The following is a 22,313-nucleotide window of genomic DNA, read 5'->3' as shown; positions in this document are numbered from 1 at the left end:
TGTTTATAGTGAATCTGTTATTTATTGATGCTCTGCTTTATACTGGTCCAGCAGTTCCTTGGTGATCTGCGCGCCCGGTCCCTGAGTCCAGGTATCAATCTCCTTCTGCACATCCTCCCAGGCTCCCTCGCCCAGCACATACTTCGTCATGACCGCACTCATTTTCTTATAGCTGTCCGGATTCTTGCTCGCGTACTGTGAGTTGTAGCTGAGGAACGGATTCTCCACCCCGATCTTGCTGATCGTATCGAGCGTCGCCTTTTGCAGCGCCAGGATGTCAGGCTCCTTGGAGTTGGCGTACACATAGGGATCTGCGCGGTTCTCCAGGATGAAATTGTTCGGCTTATCCAGCTCATACTGCTTCTTCTGCTCCTCGGTCTGCACCGCTACCCCATCCTTGAAATCGCTGGAATGAATGCCGGTAACTCCCGCTTTGGAGAAGGCTACATTCTCCTCGGAGGCAGTGAAATCAAGGAAATCTACAATCTGCTGCACCTTATCCTCCGGCACGGAGCTTGGAATCGCCCACAGTCCGTAGTACCCGGAGAGTACAGAAGCGCCCTTCTGTCCATTCGCACCTTCAAGCACATCGACAATCGCGATTTCGGCCTTCGGGTCCGTCTGCTTCAGCTTCTCCACGTTGGTCTCCACGATATCACTGACATTCCCGACAAAAGCACCGGCTGTGCCCGCCAGGAACTTACTCCGCGCCTGCCCCTGGTTCTTCAGTACCGGCGCATCCTTGTCGATCAGGCCCTTGCTCCAGGAATCTCTCAGCCACTCCAGGAAGGCTTTGTATTCAGGAGTCTGGAAATCACGGACCACGCTGTCTCCGTCCAGCTTCCACACATTGGGAATGCCAAAGGCATACTGGATCGGGAGGACACCCGAGAATGGTCCCGGGCTGTTCACGCCGTCTGAACCGTAGATCGTGAACGGAATGGTTTTGCCGCCGCCGGCCGGGTCCTTCTCCTTGAACACCGCAAGCGCGTTCGTCAGCTCATCGATTGTCTTCGGAACGGGCAGATTATATTTATCCAGCCAGTCCTTACGGATCAGGATATTGGCTTCGCCTCCGCCGTAGAGACCGCGCGGCCGGGGAATCCCGTAGGATTTGCCGTCAATCTTGGCACCGTTCCAGACCACCTCATCAATCTGGCTGATATTCTTGGTCTTTGTGAGGTAAGGCGTCAGGTCATGAAAAGCACCCATCTTCACCAGGTTGTTGAATTTATCATCCTTCCCGCCATCCATCAGCAGCAGGTCATAGGAATCTCCGGCGGATACCGCCACAGAGAGCTTGTCCGTGTAGGCCTCGGAGGGCACGAAGGTTACGTTCAGATCGACATTGCCGCGCTTCTCCAGGTCCTCCAGCGCTTTGTTGTTATTCATCTCCGGCGGATTGCCGAAGAGAATGGTCATTGCCTTGATGCTGGCCGGTTTGCCGGCTGCACCATTCTGTGTTCCGCCTTCCGGTGCCGTGGTGCTGCCTGCCGCTGAATTGTTACCGCCGCCGCAGCCCGAAAGTGCAGTTACCATCAATGCCGCTGAAGCTGCAAGCGGTACAAGCTTTCTCGTGATACTCATTGTCATCCCCCATTTGCTTGTATTGATTGCGTTTACATCGTGCTTACACTTTGGATTATAGAAGACGCCTGAGTTTAAGAACATGCCGGATTCCAGCCAAAGTGTCACCATTTTTAAGATTTGCCGGTCCGCAGGTATCTCCACGTTCTCCAATGTACTATAATCTGTATAGGATAGCCTGCCCGGTATCCGAAGTACCAAAACCCTTAACGGATGTGAACCTATGAACTCACCCTTTATCAGTTTTTTGCGGCGGAGCTTCTATATTAAGATGATTGTGGTCATGTTCGCCATCTCGGTGGTTCCGCTGATTGTGCTGTCCTTCATCTCTGTAAGCGTATCCAGCACGACTGTGGAGCAGCAGGTGAACCGCCTGAATGCCCAGCTCGTCAATCAGGTCGTGGACCGGATTGAATTAACCATGACCCGGCTGCGGGAGCTCAGCGAGCAATACTCGCGGATCTCGTCCATTCAGAGTGCGCTGGTCTCGCCTTCGGCCCAATATTTTGAAGAGGTGGTCCGCAAAAAGGATCTGATCTCGGTGCTCAGCGGCGCCTCCGCCATCATCGGGAACGTGGAGGGTCTGCAGGTCTATTCAGCCGTTACAGGAGAAGTCCTCTCCTCTACGGAAGCCCCGGCCATGCTGGAGGAGTCCCCGTACCGCCCGCTGATTGAAGCGTATCTGGCTTCGGGACGGCCGAATCTTTTTCTGGACAAGCACTCATTGCCTGAACTAGCTATCCTTCAATCGTCCACCTATTATATCTCACGCGTCCCCTTCGATTTATATAAGGACCTGAAGGGCGTGCTGCTGATCTCCATGAACAACAGCCAATATCAGCAGCAGATTGAGAATATTCAGCTGGGGAGCAAGGGCTCCATCTCCCTGCTGACGGAAGACGGCCTGACTATAGCCACCACCAGCAAGCTGGAGAAGCAGGAGGATACGCAGCGGGTGCAGGGTATTCTGAAGCTCTGGAAGGAGCTGAAGCGCCCGGATCAGTTCGCGGCAGGCTCCTCCATCGTCTCTGTCAAGCAGACCTCCACCTACGACAAGTGGATCGTCCTCTCGGAGATTCCGTCCAAGGAGCTTACGGCCAGCGCCGAGATCATCCGCCGGACGGTGACTTATTTTCTGCTGATTCTGGTCTGTCTGGGAGCACTGTGCGTGGTCGGCTTCGGCTATCAGCTCTACCGGCCCTTACAGGCTGTGAAGCGGCAGGTCGATGCTCTGAAGAAAGGGAACTTCGATGCCCGGGTCACCCATTTTGCGAACAATGAGATCGGGGATCTGGGCCGGATGCTTAATACCATGGCTGTCCGCATTCAGGATCTGCTGGCAGACCTGCATGATTCGGAGGATCTGAAGCGCAAGCTGGAGATTCGGGCACTGCAATCGCAGATCAACCCCCATTTCATGTACAATACCCTTAATACGATCCGTATGTTCGCCATGATGAAGGATTATGAGAAGATCAACTCTCTGATGGGACGGCTGGTGGCCTTGCTGCGGTATTCGATGGAGAACTTCGAGCAGACGGTGCAGCTCCAGCAGGAGCTTGATTATCTGGCGGATTATGTCGGGCTGCTCAATATGCGCTACAAATGCCAGATCCATCTGGAGGCGGAGATTGAGGAGCCGCTGCGGGGCATGATGATTCCGAAGCTGGGTCTGCAGCCGCTGATTGAGAACTCCGTGTTCCACGGCATTCTCCCGCGCAAGGCACCGGAAGGGCATATCAGTGTACGCGTATTCAGAAGCCCCGGCGGGAGCCATATTATAGTACAAGTCCAGGATGACGGGATCGGTCTGGAAGAGGCGGAGCTGCGGAAGCTGCAGCTCCATCTCCAGCAGGAAGAGTCCACGGAGAACATCGGGCTGCAGAATGTCTGGATGCGCATGAAGCTGCTGTTCGGGGCAGAGACACAGATCCTGCTCACCAGCGCTGCGAACGAAGGCTTAACGATTCGCATGCTGCTGCCGTCCGGGAACGTTCTGATTAAGGAGGAACCTCATGAATCACTATAGAGTTGTCCTGGTGGAGGACGAGATTCCGGCAAGAACCGTCTTCCGCCATTTCATTGAAGAGCGTGCCGATCTGTTCACCCTGGTCGGCGAAGCCGAGGATGGCCGGGACGGGCTGGAGCTATTCCTGAAGCATAAGCCGGAGCTGATCGTCACCGACATTACGATGCCGGGCATGAACGGACTGGAGATGCTGCGCGAGATTGAACGGAGCGGGGTCCGTGCGCCGCAGATCATTATTCTGACCTGCCATCAGGACTTCCACTATGCCCAGCAGGCCATTCATCTGAAGGCGGCCTCCTATCTGATTAAGGATGACTGCCTCTCCGATCCGGGCCTGTTGACCCGGACGATGGAGGAGCTGGCGGCTCTGGCGGATTCACGCGGCGAGACGAGAGACAATTATCTGCAGCTGGAACAGCAGGTCCGCCTGAGCGAGGTGGAGATCGAGCAGAGCCTGTTCCTGGACATGCTGCGCAGCCCGGGGGCCGAAGCCAAATGGCTGCGCAGTCTGGAAGACTCGCTGCTTCCGCTTCACGGCCAAGGCTTCATGACCCTGCTGCTGGAGCTGGACCGCAACTCCCTGCGCTTCCCCATCGACCAGCTTGAGGAGCTGAAGCTCTGGCAATTCGCCGGGGTGAACGTGCTGAAGGAGCTGCTCGGCAGCATAGGCCCGCATAAGGTGATTGCCCTCGACAAAGGGCGGTTCCTGTCCCTCTATACCGATCCCTTGAAGACCGGACGCCCTCAGATCCTGGAGCAGGTGCGGGAATCCTTTGCCGCGAATCTCAAGATGAGCTGCATCGCCCTGCTGTGCAGCTTCGAACAGGGACTCGGGGACCGGCCGGAGGCGCTGAAGCGGCTGGCTTCTGCACCGTATCCGTTCTTTTACCGCTGCAATGAGCTTATCGGGATCGGGGAGTGGGGGCAGCTCTCCAGCTTCCAGCGGATTCCCGAGCCGCAGAGCCGCTTCTGGAGCAAGGTGCTGAAGAAGGCGCTGCTGGAGCCGCATCTCAGCACAGCCGCTCTGGAACAGGAGCGCCAATCCCTGCACCGTCAGGCCATGGAGCAAGCCTGGGACCCGGAGCAGATCAAGTCCCTGTACCTGAGAGTCTTCCTGGATATGAGCCATAACGTAATTGGGGCGGAAGGCGGGGCGGACCTCGAAGCGGAGCTGCGTGTTCATATTGAGCTGTGCCAGACGTTCAACTCCGTACATGAGATCACCTGCGATTATTTCCGCAAGCTCCAGCAGCTTCAGGAGGGCGGCCGGAAGATCGATGCCTCCATTACACGGATCATTCAGCAGATGCGCGAAGATCTCAGCTATCCCTACAAGCTGGAGGAGCTGGCGGCTTCGATCAATTACAGCGTGCCTTACTTCAGCTCCATGTTCAAGAAAGCGGTCGGCGAGAGCTTCGTCCAATATCTGACCCGCCTGCGGATTGAACAGGCCAAGCTGCTGCTGCTCACCACCGATCATAAGACCTTCGAAATCTCCGAATCCATCGGGTTCGAGAATTACCGCTCCTTCAACCGGATCTTCAAAAAGGAGACCGGTGTCTCCCCCTCCGATTACCGCAGGCAGGGGACCCAAAACATATAAATTGGTCCCCGGTTTACCGAAAAGCCCCCGCCCTCACCGGAAATCCCAGTGAGGACGGGGGCTGCCTTTGTTTACCTAAGCCGTCAGGTACGGCGGTTCACGAACATCAGCATAAGCATGGAAATCAAAATGATTGAGCCTACCCACATCCAGGCCAGCGTCATATTGCCTCCGTCCACCGCTACATAGATTGCGGTAGGCACCGTCTGGGTGCGTCCCGGGATATTTCCCGCCACCATAATGGTAGCCCCGAATTCACCCAGCCCGCGGGCGAAGCCGAGGACATAACCGGCGGCCAGCGAACGACTGGCCAGCGGGAGCGTAACATAACGCAGCACCTGAAGCTCGCTGGCTCCCTGCGCACGCGCAGCATCCTCCAGGTCCTTCTCCACCCCCTCGAAGCCCGCTTTGACCGTGCGGTATACCAGCGGAAAAGCTACCACGACTGCGGCAATCACCGCCGCTCCCCAGGTGAATAGAATAGTCTGCTCTGTGAACTGTTCATACAGCCTGCCGATCCAGCTGCGCCGCCCGAGGATTACCAGCAGGACGAAGCCGACCACGGTAGGCGGCAGTACCAGCGGCAGCAGCAGGATCGTCTCAACCAGGCTGTGTCCGAAGAACCGGCGTCCCGCCATCTTCCGGGCAGCCAGCGTGGCCAGCAGGAATACGATCGCACTGGTTAAGACCGCAATCTTGATGGACAGCCAGACCGGGGCGAAAAAATCGGGCCAATTGATCTCCATCTCTTTTCACCCTATCTAATAGATGTTACTTATTTCGCCAATTGAAAGCCGTAGCCTGTAAAGACCGAGCTTGCGGCGGCAGTCTGCACATAGCTGTAGAAGGCTGCGGCTTCTGCCTGATGCGAGGAATCCTTAATGATGGCGACCGGATAATTAATCGCCTTGTGAACATGTCCGCCTATGGTGAGGGCAATCTTCACCTTCTTCGAGGTTAACGCGTCCGTCTTGTAGACGAACCCGGCATCCGCATTGCCTGTCTCCACATAGGAGAGCACCTGGCGGACGTCCTTGGCGAAGACCAGCTTACCTTGCAGCGTATCCCACACCTTCTTCGCAGTCAAGGATTGCTGGGCGTATTGTCCGGCTGGTACCGATTCCGGCTGGCCTACGGCTACCTTTTTGAAGGCTGGCCCGGTAAGATCTGTGATGGTTGTAAGCTTGGCCTTCGAATCCGAAGGCACCACTACGACCAACTGGTTCTTCAACAGCGCCTTGTGATCTCCGACCAGTCCTTTATCCACCAGCGCGTTCATCTGCTTATCGCCTGCCGAGAAGAACAAATCAGCCGGAGCCCCCTGCTCAATCTGCTTCTGCAGCGTACCGGAGGCGCCGTAATTGAATACCAGCTTAATCCCAGGATGCTGCTTCTCATACTGCACCGCGATCTTGTCCAGACTATCCTGCAGACTCGCCGCTGCGGAGACAATAATCTCCGTCTTCTTGGCTGCCGCCTCTACGTCTCCCGCTGAACCTGCGGACACTCCCCCAACCATAAGCAATACCAGTAATCCCGCCAACCACTTCTTCAACACCCTCCATACCTCCCAATCCTAACTCTTTATAATTTGATCAGACTCTAGTAAGTTAAACCGAATTATACAATACATTTGATTATGTTTGTATATGTTTAGTTATAATTAGTATTAAATCAGGGATTCCCCTAATCCACACGACAAAAAACCCCGCCCCATGTATAGGGAAGAGGCCGTTGTTTGGCTATTCACACCATCTTCTCTCCAGTTATTCGACCTTGAAGGCTACCTTGAAGCTTCCCTTGGTCTTCTCGCCCTTGATTTCAATCCGGTATTTACCGTCCTTATCGGCTTCCACCTTCTCCGTACCGGATTCATTGGTTCCAAGCTCCTTCAATACCTCATTGTCCGGGCCATACACCTTCATGGACAGCTGGCCTTCTTCGACCTTGGATTTGTAATCTATGCTGATCGTTTCGCCGCTCTTCATACTCAGCTTCTTCACCTCTGTGCCCGTAAAAAACTTGTAAGAGGCGCTTACTTTGCTCTTCGTGCTGGACCCGGCGAACATTATTCTTTTGTCGCAGGAGGTCAGCAGCACCGACGCCATGATGATCAAGATCCCCAGTGTCATCCATTTCTTGTTCATATTCTTACCACTCCCCGGTTTAGATTAGATGGCCGCAGTGCGGACATCGGCTGCCCTTATGGCCTGCATCGGATGCAGCGTGCATGGGATGCTGTTTTCTTGCCAGGAAATAGAGGATCAGACCAATGAAATTGGGAATATAGATGACCGCCGTCATCCACAGCCAGGCATTCATCCGCCGCCGCGAGGCATCCTTATAAATGAAGACTGCGACTAGCACATTGAGGCCCAGGAACAGCAGGGCCAGCAGACTCATCACGATAAGCCAGATCTGATTCTCCTCCACAAAATCGCCCATATAGGGGCTTATGACAACTCCCAGCGCAATACAGCTTAACAAAGTGGTAGCTGTAAGCGCCCAAAAAACAATTTTCTCAACGGTTAAGTGAACCTTCATAATCTCCTCCCCCGCCTCCCATCGTACAGTACAAAAGCAAGGTTCCGGCGGTCATTGGAGACAGGATGAACAGCAGCCCCATGCTGATCTTCCACTGGAGAGCCGCCGGGCCGGCCAGGAAATACAATCCAAGCACCAGGAATACCAGCCATTGCAGGACCATTAACCCGGAAAGGATTCCCATTCTTCTGCGCCCGTGTATCCGCTGAATCGTATTAGAAACAAGCTCTGGCGATGGCGTAAGCGGCAGGTTAAAATATTCAGTCAGCAGCCGGTCTTCGTCTCTGGGCTCCTTCAACTAGTTCATCTCCTTCATTAGATTGTGCAGCAGCTTCTTGCCTTGATTCAATCGGGATTTGACGGTTCCGACGGGAATTCCCAGCACATCCGCAATGCCCTCATAGCTGAACTCCTCATAGTAATACAGTACAAGAGGGGCAAGATAACGTTTGGGCAGACTCCGCAGGCATTCCTCCAGTAACCGGTGCTCCTCTTGGCGCAGCAGCTCCTCTTCCGCCAGCGAAGCCGGATCTCTGAGTTGAATAAGCTCTGCATCCGAGGACAACCATGTCCAGAGGGCATACACGCTTTTCCACTTCCGGTAGTGGTCGCGGTACATATTGAAGGCCACCTGGAAAAGCCAAGGCTTAAAGGGACGCTCCACATCATACTTCGCCAGCTTGCGGAGCACACGTACCCATACCTCCTGGAACAGATCCTCCGCATCCTGCCGGTTCAAGGTAAGATGGCGGCAGAACCGGTACAAATCATCCCTATACCTGACAATGAGAAGCTCAAGATGCTCATGTTGACCGGACTTGCATCCAGCAACGAGCTGTTTGTCGGTCATCATCTGTTCTCCGCCCGCCCTTTCACCCTACATTACGAAGTGTTATGGATATTGTTCGGAATTTCACAAACAAATTCCTGTTTATTACAAAAAATGATTCCACTAGGTCCACGCAAGCCAAAAAAACCAATCCGCCTCAACGGGCCGGATCGGTTCCTGGTACATAAAAATTGAACGAAGGTCAAATGTCCGGTCAGGAAAACTATTCAACTAATCCTATGAATTTTATATAAATATAGCAGGGCGTAATAGCGGAAATATATCGCCGTTATTTATACAGCGACAGCCATTTCTCCAATTGCTGCTTCAGCACATCCCGGTAGTAGAGCGGTTCCATAATCTCAGCCTCTTCCTTGTATTTCATAATCCAATGAACGAAGCCGATGTCCTGTTCCACATTGACTTTGAAATGCAGGCTGCGGTTCTGGCGGTCCACCCTGCTCGGCTTCACAAACATCTCCTCCTGCTTCAGCCGCTCCATCATCCGCTGCGAGAATTTGACTTTGAATTCAACCTGCAGGCTATCCTGTTCCAGGGACCACTTCTGCTCCATGAAGGACTGCAGATCGAATTGATCTTTGGAGAACCACCTGTCCAGCGGATTCACACTGGAGAAGCCGTTAATATGAAAGGTGCGGATAATCCCAAAGCGGTGACAAAAACCAATCAGGTGAAAACGATTCTCTAGCGGGACCAGGCAATAGGGATCAATTCGGATACCTTTTTCTTCGTAGGCATTCTCACTGTAGTCAGCCTGTATGCTTCTCTGCTTCATTACGGCATCCAGAATTTCGGTCAGAAAGAAGGGCTGATCTCCCGGAGATCTGTTTTTTTCCGTCCAGTTTGGTCCGGCTTCCTTTTTCGTGCGCTCCATTGTTTCTTCCCTCTCTGCCTTTCGCTTATAATCTGCCGCCATCACTTTCTCGTATGCGTCTTCAAAGCTCGGGGGCAGCAAAGGTTTGATCTCCGCCATAATACTGCGCAACTGTGAAAAAGCCTCTTCTTCCTCTTCTGACCAATCCAAGGGGTACAGCGCAAAATTCCCGATAAAAGCATACCCCTTGCCATGTCCCATATGAGTGATGGGGATATGCATGGCACTGAGCGCATCCATATCCCGATAAATCGTTCTCTCGCTGTTGCCGCATCGTTCCGCCAGCTCACGGGCCAGAATTCCCGGTTTGGCTTGAACTAGCGTAATGATGCGCATCAGCCGGATCAATCGGTCTGTCATATTCAGTTCTCCTTGACTTATGGTAAAATAGACCCATTATTTTTAAATAAACTAGTTATATATATCTATAACCAAGGATGTAATAACCGAGATAAGAAAATATAATAGAACTATTTTACTATGTTACCACATTTAGATATTACGCATTTCTTTATCTGTTACGCCGAATGAAGTTCTATATTTAAGCCCTATGTATGGGGAATTCTTGTACTATCTACGCAGCTTCCCGGTAATTATCTCATCCCCGCCCTGCAGAGCGGCAGATTCTCTGCCTCCAGTCTTTTATACAGCGCTTCCGCTTCTCTGAGCAGCTGCATATCCCCTGAGCGGGCAGCCATCAGCAGCAGCTCGTCCGCCTGCCTGCGAAGAATGTCAGAGGGCACCTCCGGCTTGTTCCTCATCCGGGCCTCCTGAGCCTCCGCGAGCAGCGCTTCTGTCTGCAGCAGCGCCAGGTGCTTCTCCACATGAAAGCAGCTTCGGGCTCCCAGCAGGTCGGTATGATGGGAATATTCGATGCCCAGCTTCTTAAGCGGCAGCTCCCGGATACGCTCCACCGCAGGCTGCTTGTATTGCCACTGCAGCCAGAGGGCTTCATGTATGCCTGCAGGCATACCCGCCATCATGAATTCCAGGGCGATGTACCTGCGCTGCCCGGAATGGATTTTGCCGAGCTTCAGGAGCATTGACCGCCCCTCTCCTTCTTCTGCACTACAGCCGTAACATCCTGTTACCTTGGCATGACTTTCCAGCCAAATACGCAACTCTATATCCCGGGCTACCACCTTGCGGCTCTTCTTGCGTAAATCCTCCCCTTGCGATATTCCTTTCCACTCCACGAGCAGCACTACTTTCTTTGCGCTGCCCGCCAAAATACGCTCCTGGCTCCATGTAAACAACGTCTGAATACTTGCTTGCATATTTCCACCTCTTTCTTATTTTGGGTCTTCTATTAATGTACCAATATTGGCGGACAACTCCTTGTCATGGAATGTATGTTCGGTCCTATAATATCGACAAAAAAAGAGCCAACCGCCCCCAAAAGGTGATTGCCTCTTTACGAAAGCCTATTCTTTTGTCAAATTATGACGAACAAAGTGTTGCGCATTACCTTAGTCTCACCCGTCTGCCCGCCTTCTCGTGCCGGAAGAACAGCCCAAGGGCCCAGGTTGCACACAGCAGTGCGAAGAGAAAGAACAGCAGAGACCATACGGCGGCCGGTAAAATAGTCAATCTGGCCAGATTCGCCGCGTCCCCTGCCCGGGAAGGCGTCAAGACTGAAGCGTATACCAGGAATAAGGTCCCCATCACGGACTCCTCCAGGGTCAGGAACGCAAGAAATAGATAGTAGTACTTGCTGACCTTCGGCCAGAGGAACAGCATGGCAGCATTCAGCAGAATGAAGCCGCTCAGCCAGATCATCCCGAAGCCGCCCCGAACGTACAGGACAAGCATGATCAGCGCAACCCCGCTGGCCAGAATCAGCCCCCATTGCTGCGTATCTCTACTATAGAAATAGAAGAGCAGCAACGCGAACAGGGAAGCCAGAGGATAACCCGCCAGTGACACCAGGATCGCCTTGCCTCCGGCAGCAATCGCCGAATAGGTCACACCGCTGTGATCGGAATACAGCTCAATGCGCAGCACGTTGCCGGAGAGCAGCAGGGTCATCAGAGCGTGGCCGAATTCATGGAACATCGTATCCAGATTACGGAATAAGGAGGAGAACGGAATAAACCTTGTCAACAGGGCGGAGCCTGCCAGGAACAACAGTGTTTTGAGCCATCGATTCATTGGATACAGCCCCTTTCTTTCCGTTCACAGTATACGTTAATTTGCAGCGACACTCAATATGAAGGGAACCATCCCTGTCTTCATACTGTATTACCCGTATGGTTCTCTGCATGGACGCGAAGGGTAATGATGCCTACAGCCGTCCAGGTTGTCCAAACGGCAGGCAGCTATGATAAAATAGGAAGACAATTAGCTCTAACAGGTGGTGATCAGCTTATGAAAAGACGGGTAACAGGAGTGATGCTGAGGCTTTTGGGTTCTTCCCTGCTGCTACTTGGCCTATCGCTCACTTGGTCTGCCCCCCAGGCCAAGGCCAATTATCTGAATGATATATACAATGGAATACAGAGCTTCTCGGAGCTTCCCGGAGAAGTCACCAAGCTGCAGGAGAGTTATCAGAAGACTGCAGAAGAGCTTCAGCAGACGAAGGAGGATCTCGGTGAAGCCAAGGACCAGCTGACGGACAGCCTGCAGCAAATGCAGACGTATCAGTCCCAGAATGCCGCTCTGCAGGAGCAGAACCGTCAGCTCAGCCAGGTCGTGGACGAGCTGAAGAACGACCGGACAGCGAGAGAGAATTATTTCAACCGGATCAAGGTGACGGTCCTCTCCGGGCTGGCTCTCCTCCTGGGGTACTTCCTGCTGATCCGGGTGCTGCGCTTCACGATGCGCCACCGTTCCAGAAGAAGCGACCGGCTGCGTTAAGGAGGATGAAGAATGAACATAGACATTCAGGATGAAGGCGACAGCGGCAGCGGACAGGCGGTTGCTTTTACCGTTCAGGAGAACGAAGAGGTTCATGTGCTGCATCCGCAGCAGATTATTGCCTACCAGGGCCCTTCGGCGGGACGGGCCGACCGGTTCATGGATGTGAAGGGCATGTACCGCAAGCGCAAGCTGATCCGTGCGGATCTGACCGGCCCTTGCCGGTTCACAGCCGCGCTGCCGCCCGGCTACCGGGTCAAGACCATCCAGCTCGACAGTAAAAGCGATCTGCTCTACGACTTCAGACATCTCTTCTTCTACAGCAAGGGAGTCACGATGCAGACGAGGGTGCTGAGCATGAAGAATATGCTGATTACCCGGGATATCGTCAAGGTCAAATTCTCCGGCCGCGGCAGTATCGGTATTCTGACGGAGGGCACGGTCTGCGAGGCCGAGCTGCATCCGTTCGATCCGCTGTATGTCGATGCCGGCAGTATCATCGCCTACCCCGAGAATGCGAAGCTTGAGCTGACAGTCTACGGCAACCATCTCGCCAGCCAGCATATGAGCTATCACTGGAAGATGACCGGTCACGGGCCTGTTCTGTTCCAAGCCGGCCGCCAGAGCAGGCGCTTCGAGCGCGATAATAATGAAGACGGCATTATCAAGCGCTTCCTGCGGGAAGCCCTGCCCTTCGGCGGTGTATTTATTAAGTAGATCCCTGCTGTAGTCCAAGCATCCAGTCACAGCAAAGAGCGCCCGTGTAACACATGCGGGCGCTCTTCTATATGTCCTATGAATTACGCAAGATAAGCGTTCAGCATCCAGGCTGTCTTCTCTACACTTGTCCGCATTCCGATCAGCAGGTCGGCGGTAGGCTGGTCGCTGGCCTCCTCCGCGCAAGAGATGCCCTGCTTCAGCTCTTCAGCCACACCAGCCAGGTCTTGCACCAGTTGTGTAACCATTTCCTTCGCACTCTCACCGCCGGCAGCTTCCTTCAGGCTGGAGAGCTTCAGGTACTCTGCCATGGTGGAAGCCGGCTTGCCGCCAATAGCGAGCAGCCGCTCAGCCAGCTCATCGACGTAACCCGCTGCTTCGTTGTACAGCTCTTCGAATTTCTCATGCAACGTGAAGAATTGCGTTCCGCTGACATACCAGTGGTAGTGATGCAGCTTCACTCCCAGCAGAGTCCAGTTCGCGGTCTGCCGGTTCAGGGCAGCATATAGTGCAGTATGGCTGTTGACTTGTGTACTCATTCAAATAACCTCCCGTAGTGTGTATCTTATAAGTTATTGTATTTAGACTCGTTCTAAATCTATATACAATTTACCATACTTTTTGCTTTTTTGCAATCTAATTGATGTACTACACATTCTAGCACCCCTTCGGGGGCCAATCCTATAATTTGAATCACAATTATGCACGTGCATATGGATTGACATTAATCACCTGAAGCGGAAGAGGCGATTACATCTCCAGTAGGATATCCCTTATACCGTAGGGATATCCGTCTCTGCCTCCCGTCCCGGCCCGCTCCGGAAAATGGCGCGCATCTCTTCCCGCTTGCTCTTGGGGCTAAGGACATATACCGTATCCCCAGGCTCGATCACCGTGCTGCCATGTGGTGTGACAATGGTCTTATTCCGTATAATGGCCGTGAACAGGATGTCATCCGGCAGACCGATCTCTGCGATCTGCATCCCGGCGATCGGCATCTGCCGGTTGATTCCGATATGGTTGAATTCGGAATCGGTCTTGCCGAGCGCGACCAGCTCCATTAAGGACGGCTGGGACGCCTGCTCCCGGCCCACCAGCCTCAGCCGCGAGGCCAGCGGCGAAATCGTCGTTCCCTGAATCACGGCCGAGGTCAGGACAACGAAGAATACGACATTGAAGAACAGCCGGCCATGCGGCAGCCCCGCGAGCAGCGGGTAGGTCGCCAGGACAATCGGGACGGCTCCCCGTAGTCCGGCCCAGGAGATCAGTGTCTTTTCACGGAAGGAGAACCGGGACCAGAACAGGCTGATAAATACGCCGAGCGGTCTTGCTACGACCATCAGGATGACCGACAGCAGCAGTCCCTGCCAGGCCACAGCCGCCAGCTCCTGCGGAAAGACCAGCATTCCGAGCAGTATGAACATGGCAATCTGCATCATCCAGGCAAAGCCATGATTGAAATTCATTATCGTGCGGTGGTACATCAGCTCGGAATTCCCCAGCACCAGCCCCATGACATAGACGGCAAGCAGTCCGCTGCTGTGTACCATGGCCGAGACCCCGTACGTCAGAACCGCGAAGCCGACCGCCATGACCGGATACAGCCCGGTGGAGTCCAGATTAATCCGGTTGATCAGATACACTGCCAGCTTGCCGATGATGATCCCCACCAGCAGTCCTACCCCCATCTCCCAGAAGAAGGACAGCACCAGGCTCCATACTGCTGTATCCGGGTGCTGCACCCATTCAATCAGCGACACGGTGAGGAATACTGCCATCGGATCATTGCTGCCGGATTCGGCTTCAAGTGTCGAGGTCAGCCGTTTGTCGATATTTTTGCCGCCAAGCACGGAGAAGACCGCCGCCGCATCGGTGGAGCCGACAATGGCCCCGAACAGGAAGCTCTCCGCCCAGGGCACACCGAGCACGAATTTGGCAAATATACCGACGATTACCGCAGTCAGCAGCACTCCGAATGTAGCCAGCGACAACGCCGGCTTCAGAATCGGGCGAATATCCTTCATGCTCGTCTGCATGCCGCCCTCAAACAGGATCACCACCAGTGCAAAAATGCCGGCAATCTGCGTAAGCGAAGCATTGTTGAAATAAATGAAATGACTGAGTACCATGCCGGCTGCAATAAACAGGACCAGTGCCGGCATTCCAAAACGGGTGGAGAATTTGGTGGAGAGCACGGCGATCAGCAGCAAAGCCGCCAGCAGCAGGATGATTTGATCTGCAAGATGAGTCATGAACCGTTTCACACCTTCCCCGGAGCCGGGTATCCGCCTTGGCCCCATGTATTTGTATTTATAGTATGTTTATGATGCAAAGATAAGAAATTATATGCTTCATATCCGGACAGAAAAAAACCCCGGTGGGCTGAATTCCACGGAGGTTATTATGCCGTCCCTCATTCTCTTGAATACACCTGCAGCTCCTGAATGGACCAATAGTTGCCGCCGGAGCCCGTCTGGATAATCTTGATATGCCGGGTTTTCACGGGTGCAAAACTGATTTTGGTCTTTCCCAGCTCTCCTTTGCCCGAAGCGACCTGTCTCCAGCTCTTGGCATCATCGGATACCTGAACAGTATAGCCGCGCGGATAGTCATATGGCGATAAAGGATAATCCATATCTATAGCTTCTACCGTATGTGCTGCGCCCAGATCAATCTGGAAGTACTCCCCCGAAGCCTGATGCTTGACCGTATCCCAGCGGGTACGCCGGTCTCCGTCAATGGCACCTGCCGGATTGGAGGCCTCCTTATTAACACTGGACGTCACTTTCCAGTCTGCCCGGTCCAGCGGGACAAGTCCGGTTGCTGTAATCTGTGTCTTCTCTGACATTACGCCAGAGCCCGACACTCTTACAGCATAAGTATAAAGTGTTCCTTCCTTCAGCTTGCTATCGTTGTACTCCGTGCCCTTCACCGCTGTAGCGATGACCTTCAGCTTCTCCTCCGGGCCGTCCGCCCGGAGCACTTCATAGCTTGCTCCGGGGGCTTCCAGCCAGTTCAGATGCATTGATAATCCCTTGACGGCAGTCGCCTTCAGGCCCCGGGGCGCGGTATCCGCCACCTCGGAGGAAGGCTCCAGAATGTACTGTACGCCTTCTCCCGGGGCCAGCGTCTCGGTGAATTCCAGCTCCGGCGCAGCGACTCTGCCGGATACATAACTGCGGGCCTCTTCATACGTATCACCCTTGCCGAACCGTTCTCCCTCGTACTCCGTCTTCTTCGGCATGGTTACCTTAACCTTAACGGTCTGCTCAGTGCGCTCGAAATTGACGAAGTTCACCAGCACCTTGTTGGATGTCGCCTTGCTGCCCGCCAGCGGCTCAAGCGTGGAGGTGTCCACCGCCCTGACGTAGACCAGCTTATCCGCCAACGCCTCCTTATTGCTGATCTGGTAGGTCAGCGGTGCGCCGTGTGTGGCATAAGCCAGATCCAGCCTGCGCATGATACTGACGCGGGAGTCTTCGCCTTCCTTGGTGTAGTAGATCTCTGTAGCAGCCGGATCATGATCCTCCAGGTTGAAGCCGTATTTGAACAGGCTGAAATTCTTGAAGAAGGCGGCATGCTGCACGAACATATCGGCATAGCCGAGATGCGCCCGCATAATCCGGTCAAACACCGCCGAGGTCCGCTCTTTGGCCCCGTATTGATACGCATCCACATGGGAGTCCGAGGTGCCGAACTCGGTGGCGAGCATTTTTTTGCTGAGGCCGTCTACCGATCCCCCGAAGGTCTTCAGGTTCTCCGTGAAGCTTCCGCCTTGGCTAAAAATATAGGAATCGCCATAAGAATGGCCATTCGTCAGATCCGTTACTGCCTCCAGCTCATCCCGCTGCTTCGGATCGCGTTCCCAGCCGTCCGGGTCTCCACACTGCTTAAGCGCCCCCTTCTGGTTGCCGCAGGAGTCTTCGCTATAGCCCGGCCAGTAGGCCCATCCGGGTGCGACCGTCTTAAGATGCGGGGCGATCGTCTTGCCCTTGCTGTTCAGCCACTCGGCTATAGCCAGATTGACCGCTTTGGAACGGTTGAACAGGCCCGGTTCATTATCCACCTCGTAATACTGGAAGTACGGGCTGTACTTCTGGAAATAATCCGTCAGCTTCTTCTCGGCTTCCTCGGGCAGGGTTCCGTCCGCCTTAAGCTTGATATCTCCTGTGTACAGATAGAGAGCTACAGCCTGCATATTGTAATCCTTCAGGACCTTGTAGTAATCATCCATGTTCTCACAGGAGCGGCCCACATCACTGGCACAGCTGGTCCGCATAATATTGCCGCTATAGGCTACGCCCAGCCACTTCATAATATAGGGCAGATGGGTAACCGCACCCTCGTCAAAATAAAACTGCTTGTTGTTCACCACCGTCCCGGTCAGCGTATAGCTGCCGTGAATCGGCTCCTTAATCGGAGATTTCAGCGCCTCCAGACTGAGATTATCCCATGTCCACCAGTTGTACTTATCCTCGGCCTCCGAGGAATAGATTCCCCGGGCCGTCCGCAGCGTCAGCTCGTTGGTGCCGCTGATGAGCTGTTCTTTGGGGATGTACAGCTCATAGGATTTGCGGAAGTCGTATTTGCTGCCGGTTCCGGCAATCCCGGCAATCTGAATGATGCCTGAGAGCTGGCGGTTGGAGAACACGCTCATCTGGGGTACGGATTTGTACGCATCGATAATGCTGACGCGAAATAAGACCCCGTGCTCCGGGATCTTATCCAGCTCATACTGAATCCGCAGCTCCGGGTTGGTCTCCCCGTGGAGGCCGGAGGGCAGCGATTTCAGCTCTGCCGACCTCGCAGTGGATGAAGCTATGCTGAGCCTCTCCTTCACCCCGTTTGAACCCGCCGCCTTGAACTCAGCGGCAGAGCCGTCATGCTTGCCAAGCTTCCATAGAAGAGTTCCTTCCGGCATCTCAGGACCGGCATCCTTGGCCGCCGACAATGAAGACAGATCGACGTCCGCTTCGCCGTCATTCGTCCTCTCATCTCCGAAGACAGAGACGGACAACAGAATCAAGATGATCAGTGCTGCAAATTTTAGTAGGCGGTGAAAGTGTTTAGTGGGTTTCTTTTGAAGTCTACTCCTCATTCCCTTGTCCTCGCTTTCTTCCGGGGGTCTGTACTACACCGGGTTTACGTCACGCTTCGTCTTCTGCGAGGCTTCCTTAAGGAAGCGTCAGCGCACTCTGGGGAACAATCATCTGCTTCTGGCTCTGGCTTCTCCACATCAGACTGACGCTGGCATCCCCGCGGTTCTCGTAATACTCTACCTTGATAGCATACGGGGTATTCGCGGAGAGCGTGATGCTGCCCTCCCTGCTGGCGCTGCTCTGATTCTTCCAGCTGTCGATCAGGAGCTTGCCGCCGATATAGACGCGGATGCCGTCATCCGAAGAAGCGGTGAATGTATACTTTTCACTGTAGAGAGGCTTAAGGGTCCCGGTCCAGCGTACCGAGAATGAATCCTTGGGAAGGCCGGATGCCGGTGAATTTCCATGCCAGTTGAACTGAATGGTACTGTCGTTACGGGTAAGCAGCGGTGTGCCGGACAGGTCCATATTGCCATAATACTGGCCTCTCAGACCGTTCTTTGTGCTGATAGCCGCTGCGGCTTGCGTTTTGATGCCCATGGCGAGCTTGTAGTCATCCCGGGACACTGTGTATTTATGGTTCATGAAGCTTTGGATTTTGAGGGGCGGGTTATTCTCAACCAGCATCTTGCCCCATGTCATCGTATATACCCATTTGCTTTGTTGTTGAGACATGATTACAGGGTCTGGGAGCTCTCCGCTCTCCCCGATGCCTATCGGTTTGCCGCCCGCAAGCTTCAGGAGGCTGTCATAATAAGACTGCTTGAAGTCATTGTCATAAATGTCGGCGGCCAGAATATCCACCTTGGCAGTGCCGGGATAATACGCAGCATAAGGCTCGGATGACTTATTGGGGGCATTCGGATTCCATACCCACAGCAGATTGTTCAGCTTATGCGTATTCACCATCCGGTCATACACAAGATCCCAGAGCCTCGCGAAATCATCCTTCTGCCCCCACCAGAACCAGCCGCCGTTCATCTCATGATAAGGACGCCATAACACCGGAACTCCGGCGTCCCGCAGCTCGCCCAGATATTTCGCCACTTCATCCAGCTCGGCAACCAGAGCCTTGTACTGCGGAGTTCCGGGAGTGACGTACTGCTTGAATTGATCCTGGCTAAGCGGCTTCTGCACATTGGTCCATATCGGCGCGGTTCCCGGCAGATTCTGATGGAAGGTCATGGCGACAATGCCGCCGCCCTTATGCCACCGGATGGCGCTGTTCACGACAGCCTGCCGCTGCCTGGCGATCGTCTCCTTGGACTGGTTGCCAATGGCTCCCAGCTCATATCCGTGCAGAACGGCTTGCTGGCCGCTTGTATTTTTGAGCTTGTTATTGAATTCATCGGGACTCTCCAGGTAATCATGCTGGCCGGATATCATCCCCTTGCCGCTGAGATCGTGGAGATAGCTTAACAGTGCGGAAGCCTCCTTGGAGGCCGAAGGATTAATGGGCTTAATGGGAGCGGCGGCAGGGGCGGCCAGTGTGGTAACCTTGGCATCTGCCGGAAGACTGCGCCCTTCCCCCCATGGAAGCAATGAAAGGATAAGGATAAGAGGAAAAACAGTTGTAAATAGCCTGTACTTACGGTTAGTGTTCAATGTAATCTCCTTTCTCCAGCCACACCGCTTCGGCAGACCCCGGAGCGGTTACGCTTCCCGGATGGTCGTCTATAGCTTAGTAGCCCTGCTGGTAAGCAGGGCCATTAAGAGTGGCTTACAGGATTTATAATTGTAACGTCTTAACCAGTAACAGCGCCAATAATGAACACAGCTGCGGACCTTATGAGCTTAGGAAGCGGAAGGGAGGAACAGCGCGCTTGCCGGAACCGTTCCTTTGGCCTGGCTGGGACTCTGCCACATCAGACGCGCTTTTGCATCCCCTTGATTCTCATAATACTCTACCTGAATATCATACAGCTCGCCTGCGGTCAGGCTGATACTGCCCATGCGTTCGGTGCCGCTCTGCTTCACCCAGCTGTCAATTACAAGCTCACCGTTAACCCGTACGCGGATACCGTCATCGGAATTGGTATAAATCTGATACGTCTCCGTGTACAGCGGCTTAATCTTCCCGCTCCAGCGGACAGAGAAGAAGTCTATACCGAGGGCGGCATCCGGTGAGCCTTGGCGCCAGTTGAAATCAAGCACCGCATCGGTGCGCACTGCAGCGGGATCACCCGACAGTGTCATGTTATTGAAGTATTCCGCGTACAGTCCATTGGCAGCAGGGGCTTCAACAACCGGAGGCTCCTCCGGTGCTGCTGTTGGAGAAGGAACGGGAGCCGCTGTCGGCGTTGGCACCGGTGTTGGCGTTGGTGCAGGTACTGGCGTCAGCGCTGGTGTTGGCATTGGTGTCGTTACTGGTGCCGGCGTTGTTGTCGGAGCTGCTGTAGCTGCCGGTACGTCTGTTGCAGCCGGAGCAGGGTTGGATAGATTGCCTGTTGCCAAGAAAAGCGCACTTGCAGGCACGGTTCCCTTCACCTGGCTTGGGCTCTGCCACATCAGATGGACATTCGCATCGCCTGCATTCTCATAATACTCTACCTTGATATCGTACAGTTGCCCGGCAGTCAAGGCTATGCTTCCGGTACGGGCCGTTCCGCTCTGCTTGACCCAGCTGTCAATGACCGCTGTGCCGTTCACCCACAGGCGGATACCGTCATCCGATGTTGTATAGAACTGATAGGTCTCACTGTAGGCCGGCTTGATCTGGCCGGTCCAGCGGATGGAGAAGTAATCTGCGCCGAGTGCGGCACTGGGCGTACCCTGACGCCAATTGAAGCTGATGACGTCATCACTCCGCACCATAACCGGGGTCCCCGAGAGCGTCACGTTCTTGAAGTATTCTCCAAGCAGCCCGTTCCTGGCAGGCTTATTCCCCGTATCACTGGGAGTTGGGTCCGGCTTCTGGATCGGCGTGGCGGTTGGAGCCGGAGTTGGCGTTGCGGTTGGAGCCGGTGTTGCTGTAGGCGTTGGCACTGGTGTTGCTGTAGGCGTTGGCACTGGTGTTGCTGTAGGCGTTGGCACTGGTGTTGGTGTTGGTGTTGGTGATGGCGTTGCGGTTGGCTTAGGGACCGCCACCGGAGCAGTCCAGGCCTTATATTGGTCACGGGTCAGGGTGTAGCTGTCATTCATGAAATTCTTGATCGTTGTCGTGCTGTTATTCTCATAGAGCATCTTGCCCCAGTTCATCATAAACACGTAATTCTGCTGGGAAAGCTTCAGCTTCGATATATTCGGCATTTCACCGTTCTCGCCGATGCCGATCGGTTTACCGCCAGCCAGGCTGGTCAGATCATCATGATATTTTGTCGAATAATCGTTATTATATATATCTGCTGCCAGCACATCCACTCTGTCCGCGCCCGGATAGGTCCGTGCATAGGGATCAGAGTTGGCATTCGGCGCATTCGGGTTCCATACCCAAATCAGATTATTTAATTGATGAACGTTTACGAAACGGTCATACATAATATTCCATAGTGCAGTGAAGTTGTCTTTCTTGCCCCACCAGAACCAGCCGCCGTTCATTTCATGGTACGGTCTCCACAGGATTGGAACCTTGGCATCCCGTAGGCTTTTAAGCGAGACGGCTACCTTATCAAGATCGGTTATCAACGCATTATACTCCGTGGTGCCGGGAGTTACGTATTTGTTGAACTGTGCCTGGCTGATTGACTTCTGCACATTGGACCATTCGTATCTGGTGCCCGGCAGGTTCTGATGAAATGTCATGGCAACGATGCCGCCTGCTCTGGACCAGTTCGTCGCACTCCAGACGATATTCTTGCGCTGTTTGGCTACTCCGCTCTCCGTCTGTCCGCCAATCGCTCCAAGCTCATAACCGTGCAGTGCTGCGTATTGTCCGCTTGTTCCCTTCAGCTTGTTGCTTAATTCGTCAGGACTCTCGAAATAGTCATGCTGCCCGGTAATGATCCCATTTCCCGTGATGTCATACAGATTGTTCAGCAGCTCGACCGCCTCGGCTGAGGCCCCCGGATTCACTGGCGCTCCTATAGAGGAGGCAGCCTTGACAGTGGACGGGGCGATTCCCAGTCCCGCAGGTACAACAGACCATACAACGGCCAGCGACAACACAGCGCGGAGCAAACGAGACTTACGGTAAGTTTTCACAATATTCTCTTCCT

The 22,313-nt window shown here is 54.0% G+C and carries 19 protein-coding genes; 4 read left to right on the top strand and 15 right to left on the bottom strand.

Annotation, left to right across the window (positions count from 1 at the left end):
- Window positions 1-21: 21 nt before the first annotated feature.
- Window positions 22-1,587, bottom strand: a complete 1,566-nt coding sequence (locus tag MHH28_RS27630; protein WP_405107626.1) for an extracellular solute-binding protein — start codon at window positions 1,585-1,587, stop codon at window positions 22-24.
- Between the two features lie 223 nt (window positions 1,588-1,810).
- On the opposite strand from MHH28_RS27630, the gene MHH28_RS27625 reads away from it, so the two are divergent.
- Both MHH28_RS27625 and MHH28_RS27620 read left to right on the top strand, forming a co-directional pair.
- Window positions 1,811-3,616, top strand: coding sequence for a sensor histidine kinase (locus MHH28_RS27625; RefSeq protein ID WP_405107623.1), 1,806 nt, complete (start codon window positions 1,811-1,813; stop codon window positions 3,614-3,616).
- A complete protein-coding gene (locus tag MHH28_RS27620; RefSeq protein WP_405107620.1) occupies window positions 3,603-5,219 on the top strand; it encodes a helix-turn-helix domain-containing protein in 1,617 nt (538 codons plus the stop codon). Before MHH28_RS27625 ends, MHH28_RS27620 begins: the two co-directional genes overlap by 14 nt.
- 83 nt (window positions 5,220-5,302) lie before the next feature.
- On the opposite strand, the gene modB is transcribed toward MHH28_RS27620, so the two are convergent.
- From modB to MHH28_RS27575, 9 genes are all read right to left on the bottom strand, one after another.
- Window positions 5,303-5,965, bottom strand: a complete 663-nt coding sequence (gene modB / locus MHH28_RS27615; RefSeq protein ID WP_405107618.1) for a molybdate ABC transporter permease subunit — start codon at window positions 5,963-5,965, stop codon at window positions 5,303-5,305.
- Between the two features lie 29 nt (window positions 5,966-5,994).
- Window positions 5,995-6,738 (bottom strand): molybdate ABC transporter substrate-binding protein, encoded by a 744-nt coding sequence (modA, locus tag MHH28_RS27610; RefSeq protein WP_405117271.1) that lies wholly within the window; start codon window positions 6,736-6,738, stop codon window positions 5,995-5,997.
- A gap of 247 nt (window positions 6,739-6,985) precedes the next feature.
- Entirely contained in the window at window positions 6,986-7,366 is a 381-nt protein-coding gene (locus MHH28_RS27605; protein ID WP_405107615.1) for a hypothetical protein, read from the bottom strand.
- A 19-nt stretch (window positions 7,367-7,385) separates the two neighbouring features.
- Window positions 7,386-7,763 (bottom strand): PLDc N-terminal domain-containing protein, encoded by a 378-nt coding sequence (locus MHH28_RS27600; RefSeq protein WP_405107613.1) that lies wholly within the window; start codon window positions 7,761-7,763, stop codon window positions 7,386-7,388.
- Entirely contained in the window at window positions 7,741-8,061 is a 321-nt protein-coding gene (locus tag MHH28_RS27595; protein ID WP_405107611.1) for a hypothetical protein, read from the bottom strand. The genes MHH28_RS27600 and MHH28_RS27595 overlap by 23 nt, the downstream gene beginning before the upstream one ends.
- Window positions 8,062-8,616 (bottom strand): RNA polymerase sigma factor, encoded by a 555-nt coding sequence (locus tag MHH28_RS27590; protein ID WP_405107608.1) that lies wholly within the window; start codon window positions 8,614-8,616, stop codon window positions 8,062-8,064.
- Window positions 8,617-8,881: 265 nt separating this feature from the next.
- On the bottom strand, window positions 8,882-9,847 hold the full coding sequence (locus tag MHH28_RS27585; RefSeq protein WP_405107606.1) for a helix-turn-helix transcriptional regulator: 966 nt from the start codon (window positions 9,845-9,847) through the stop codon (window positions 8,882-8,884).
- Window positions 9,848-10,080: 233 nt separating this feature from the next.
- On the bottom strand, window positions 10,081-10,764 hold the full coding sequence (locus MHH28_RS27580) for a hypothetical protein (RefSeq protein WP_405107604.1): 684 nt from the start codon (window positions 10,762-10,764) through the stop codon (window positions 10,081-10,083).
- Between the two features lie 187 nt (window positions 10,765-10,951).
- A complete protein-coding gene (locus MHH28_RS27575; protein ID WP_405107601.1) occupies window positions 10,952-11,638 on the bottom strand; it encodes a M50 family metallopeptidase in 687 nt (228 codons plus the stop codon).
- A gap of 216 nt (window positions 11,639-11,854) precedes the next feature.
- Between MHH28_RS27575 and MHH28_RS27570 the strand changes: the two genes are divergently transcribed.
- Window positions 11,855-12,343 (top strand): hypothetical protein, encoded by a 489-nt coding sequence (locus tag MHH28_RS27570; RefSeq protein ID WP_405107598.1) that lies wholly within the window; start codon window positions 11,855-11,857, stop codon window positions 12,341-12,343.
- Window positions 12,344-12,355: 12 nt separating this feature from the next.
- On the top strand, window positions 12,356-13,060 hold the full coding sequence (locus MHH28_RS27565) for an AIM24 family protein (protein ID WP_036723116.1): 705 nt from the start codon (window positions 12,356-12,358) through the stop codon (window positions 13,058-13,060).
- A gap of 83 nt (window positions 13,061-13,143) precedes the next feature.
- Here the strand turns inward: MHH28_RS27565 and MHH28_RS27560 are convergent, their stop codons facing one another.
- The 5 genes from MHH28_RS27560 to MHH28_RS27540 all read right to left on the bottom strand — a co-directional run bounded on the left by MHH28_RS27560 (window position 13,144) and on the right by MHH28_RS27540 (window position 22,299).
- The gene (locus MHH28_RS27560; protein ID WP_405107595.1) at window positions 13,144-13,599 is read right to left on the bottom strand and encodes a Dps family protein; all 456 of its coding nucleotides are present in this window, start codon (window positions 13,597-13,599) and stop codon (window positions 13,144-13,146) included.
- Between the two features lie 234 nt (window positions 13,600-13,833).
- Window positions 13,834-15,312 carry a potassium/proton antiporter gene (locus tag MHH28_RS27555; protein WP_405107592.1) on the bottom strand — a complete coding sequence of 493 codons (1,479 nt, stop codon included), beginning with the start codon at window positions 15,310-15,312 and terminating at the stop codon, window positions 13,834-13,836.
- 161 nt (window positions 15,313-15,473) lie between these two features.
- Window positions 15,474-18,158, bottom strand: a complete 2,685-nt coding sequence (locus tag MHH28_RS27550; protein ID WP_405107589.1) for a discoidin domain-containing protein — start codon at window positions 18,156-18,158, stop codon at window positions 15,474-15,476.
- A 76-nt stretch (window positions 18,159-18,234) separates the two neighbouring features.
- Entirely contained in the window at window positions 18,235-19,701 is a 1,467-nt protein-coding gene (locus MHH28_RS27545) for a glycosyl hydrolase (protein WP_405107587.1), read from the bottom strand.
- 252 nt (window positions 19,702-19,953) lie between these two features.
- The gene (locus MHH28_RS27540; RefSeq protein WP_405107584.1) at window positions 19,954-22,299 is read right to left on the bottom strand and encodes a PA14 domain-containing protein; all 2,346 of its coding nucleotides are present in this window, start codon (window positions 22,297-22,299) and stop codon (window positions 19,954-19,956) included.
- Window positions 22,300-22,313: the final 14 nt, after the last annotated feature.

Origin of the sequence: Paenibacillus sp. FSL K6-1217, assembly GCF_045040735.1 — a bacterium.
GTDB lineage: Bacteria > Bacillota > Bacilli > Paenibacillales > Paenibacillaceae > Paenibacillus_AQ.
The sequence above is the reverse complement of the archived record's forward strand: the minus strand, read 5'-3'. Positions and strand labels throughout refer to the sequence as shown.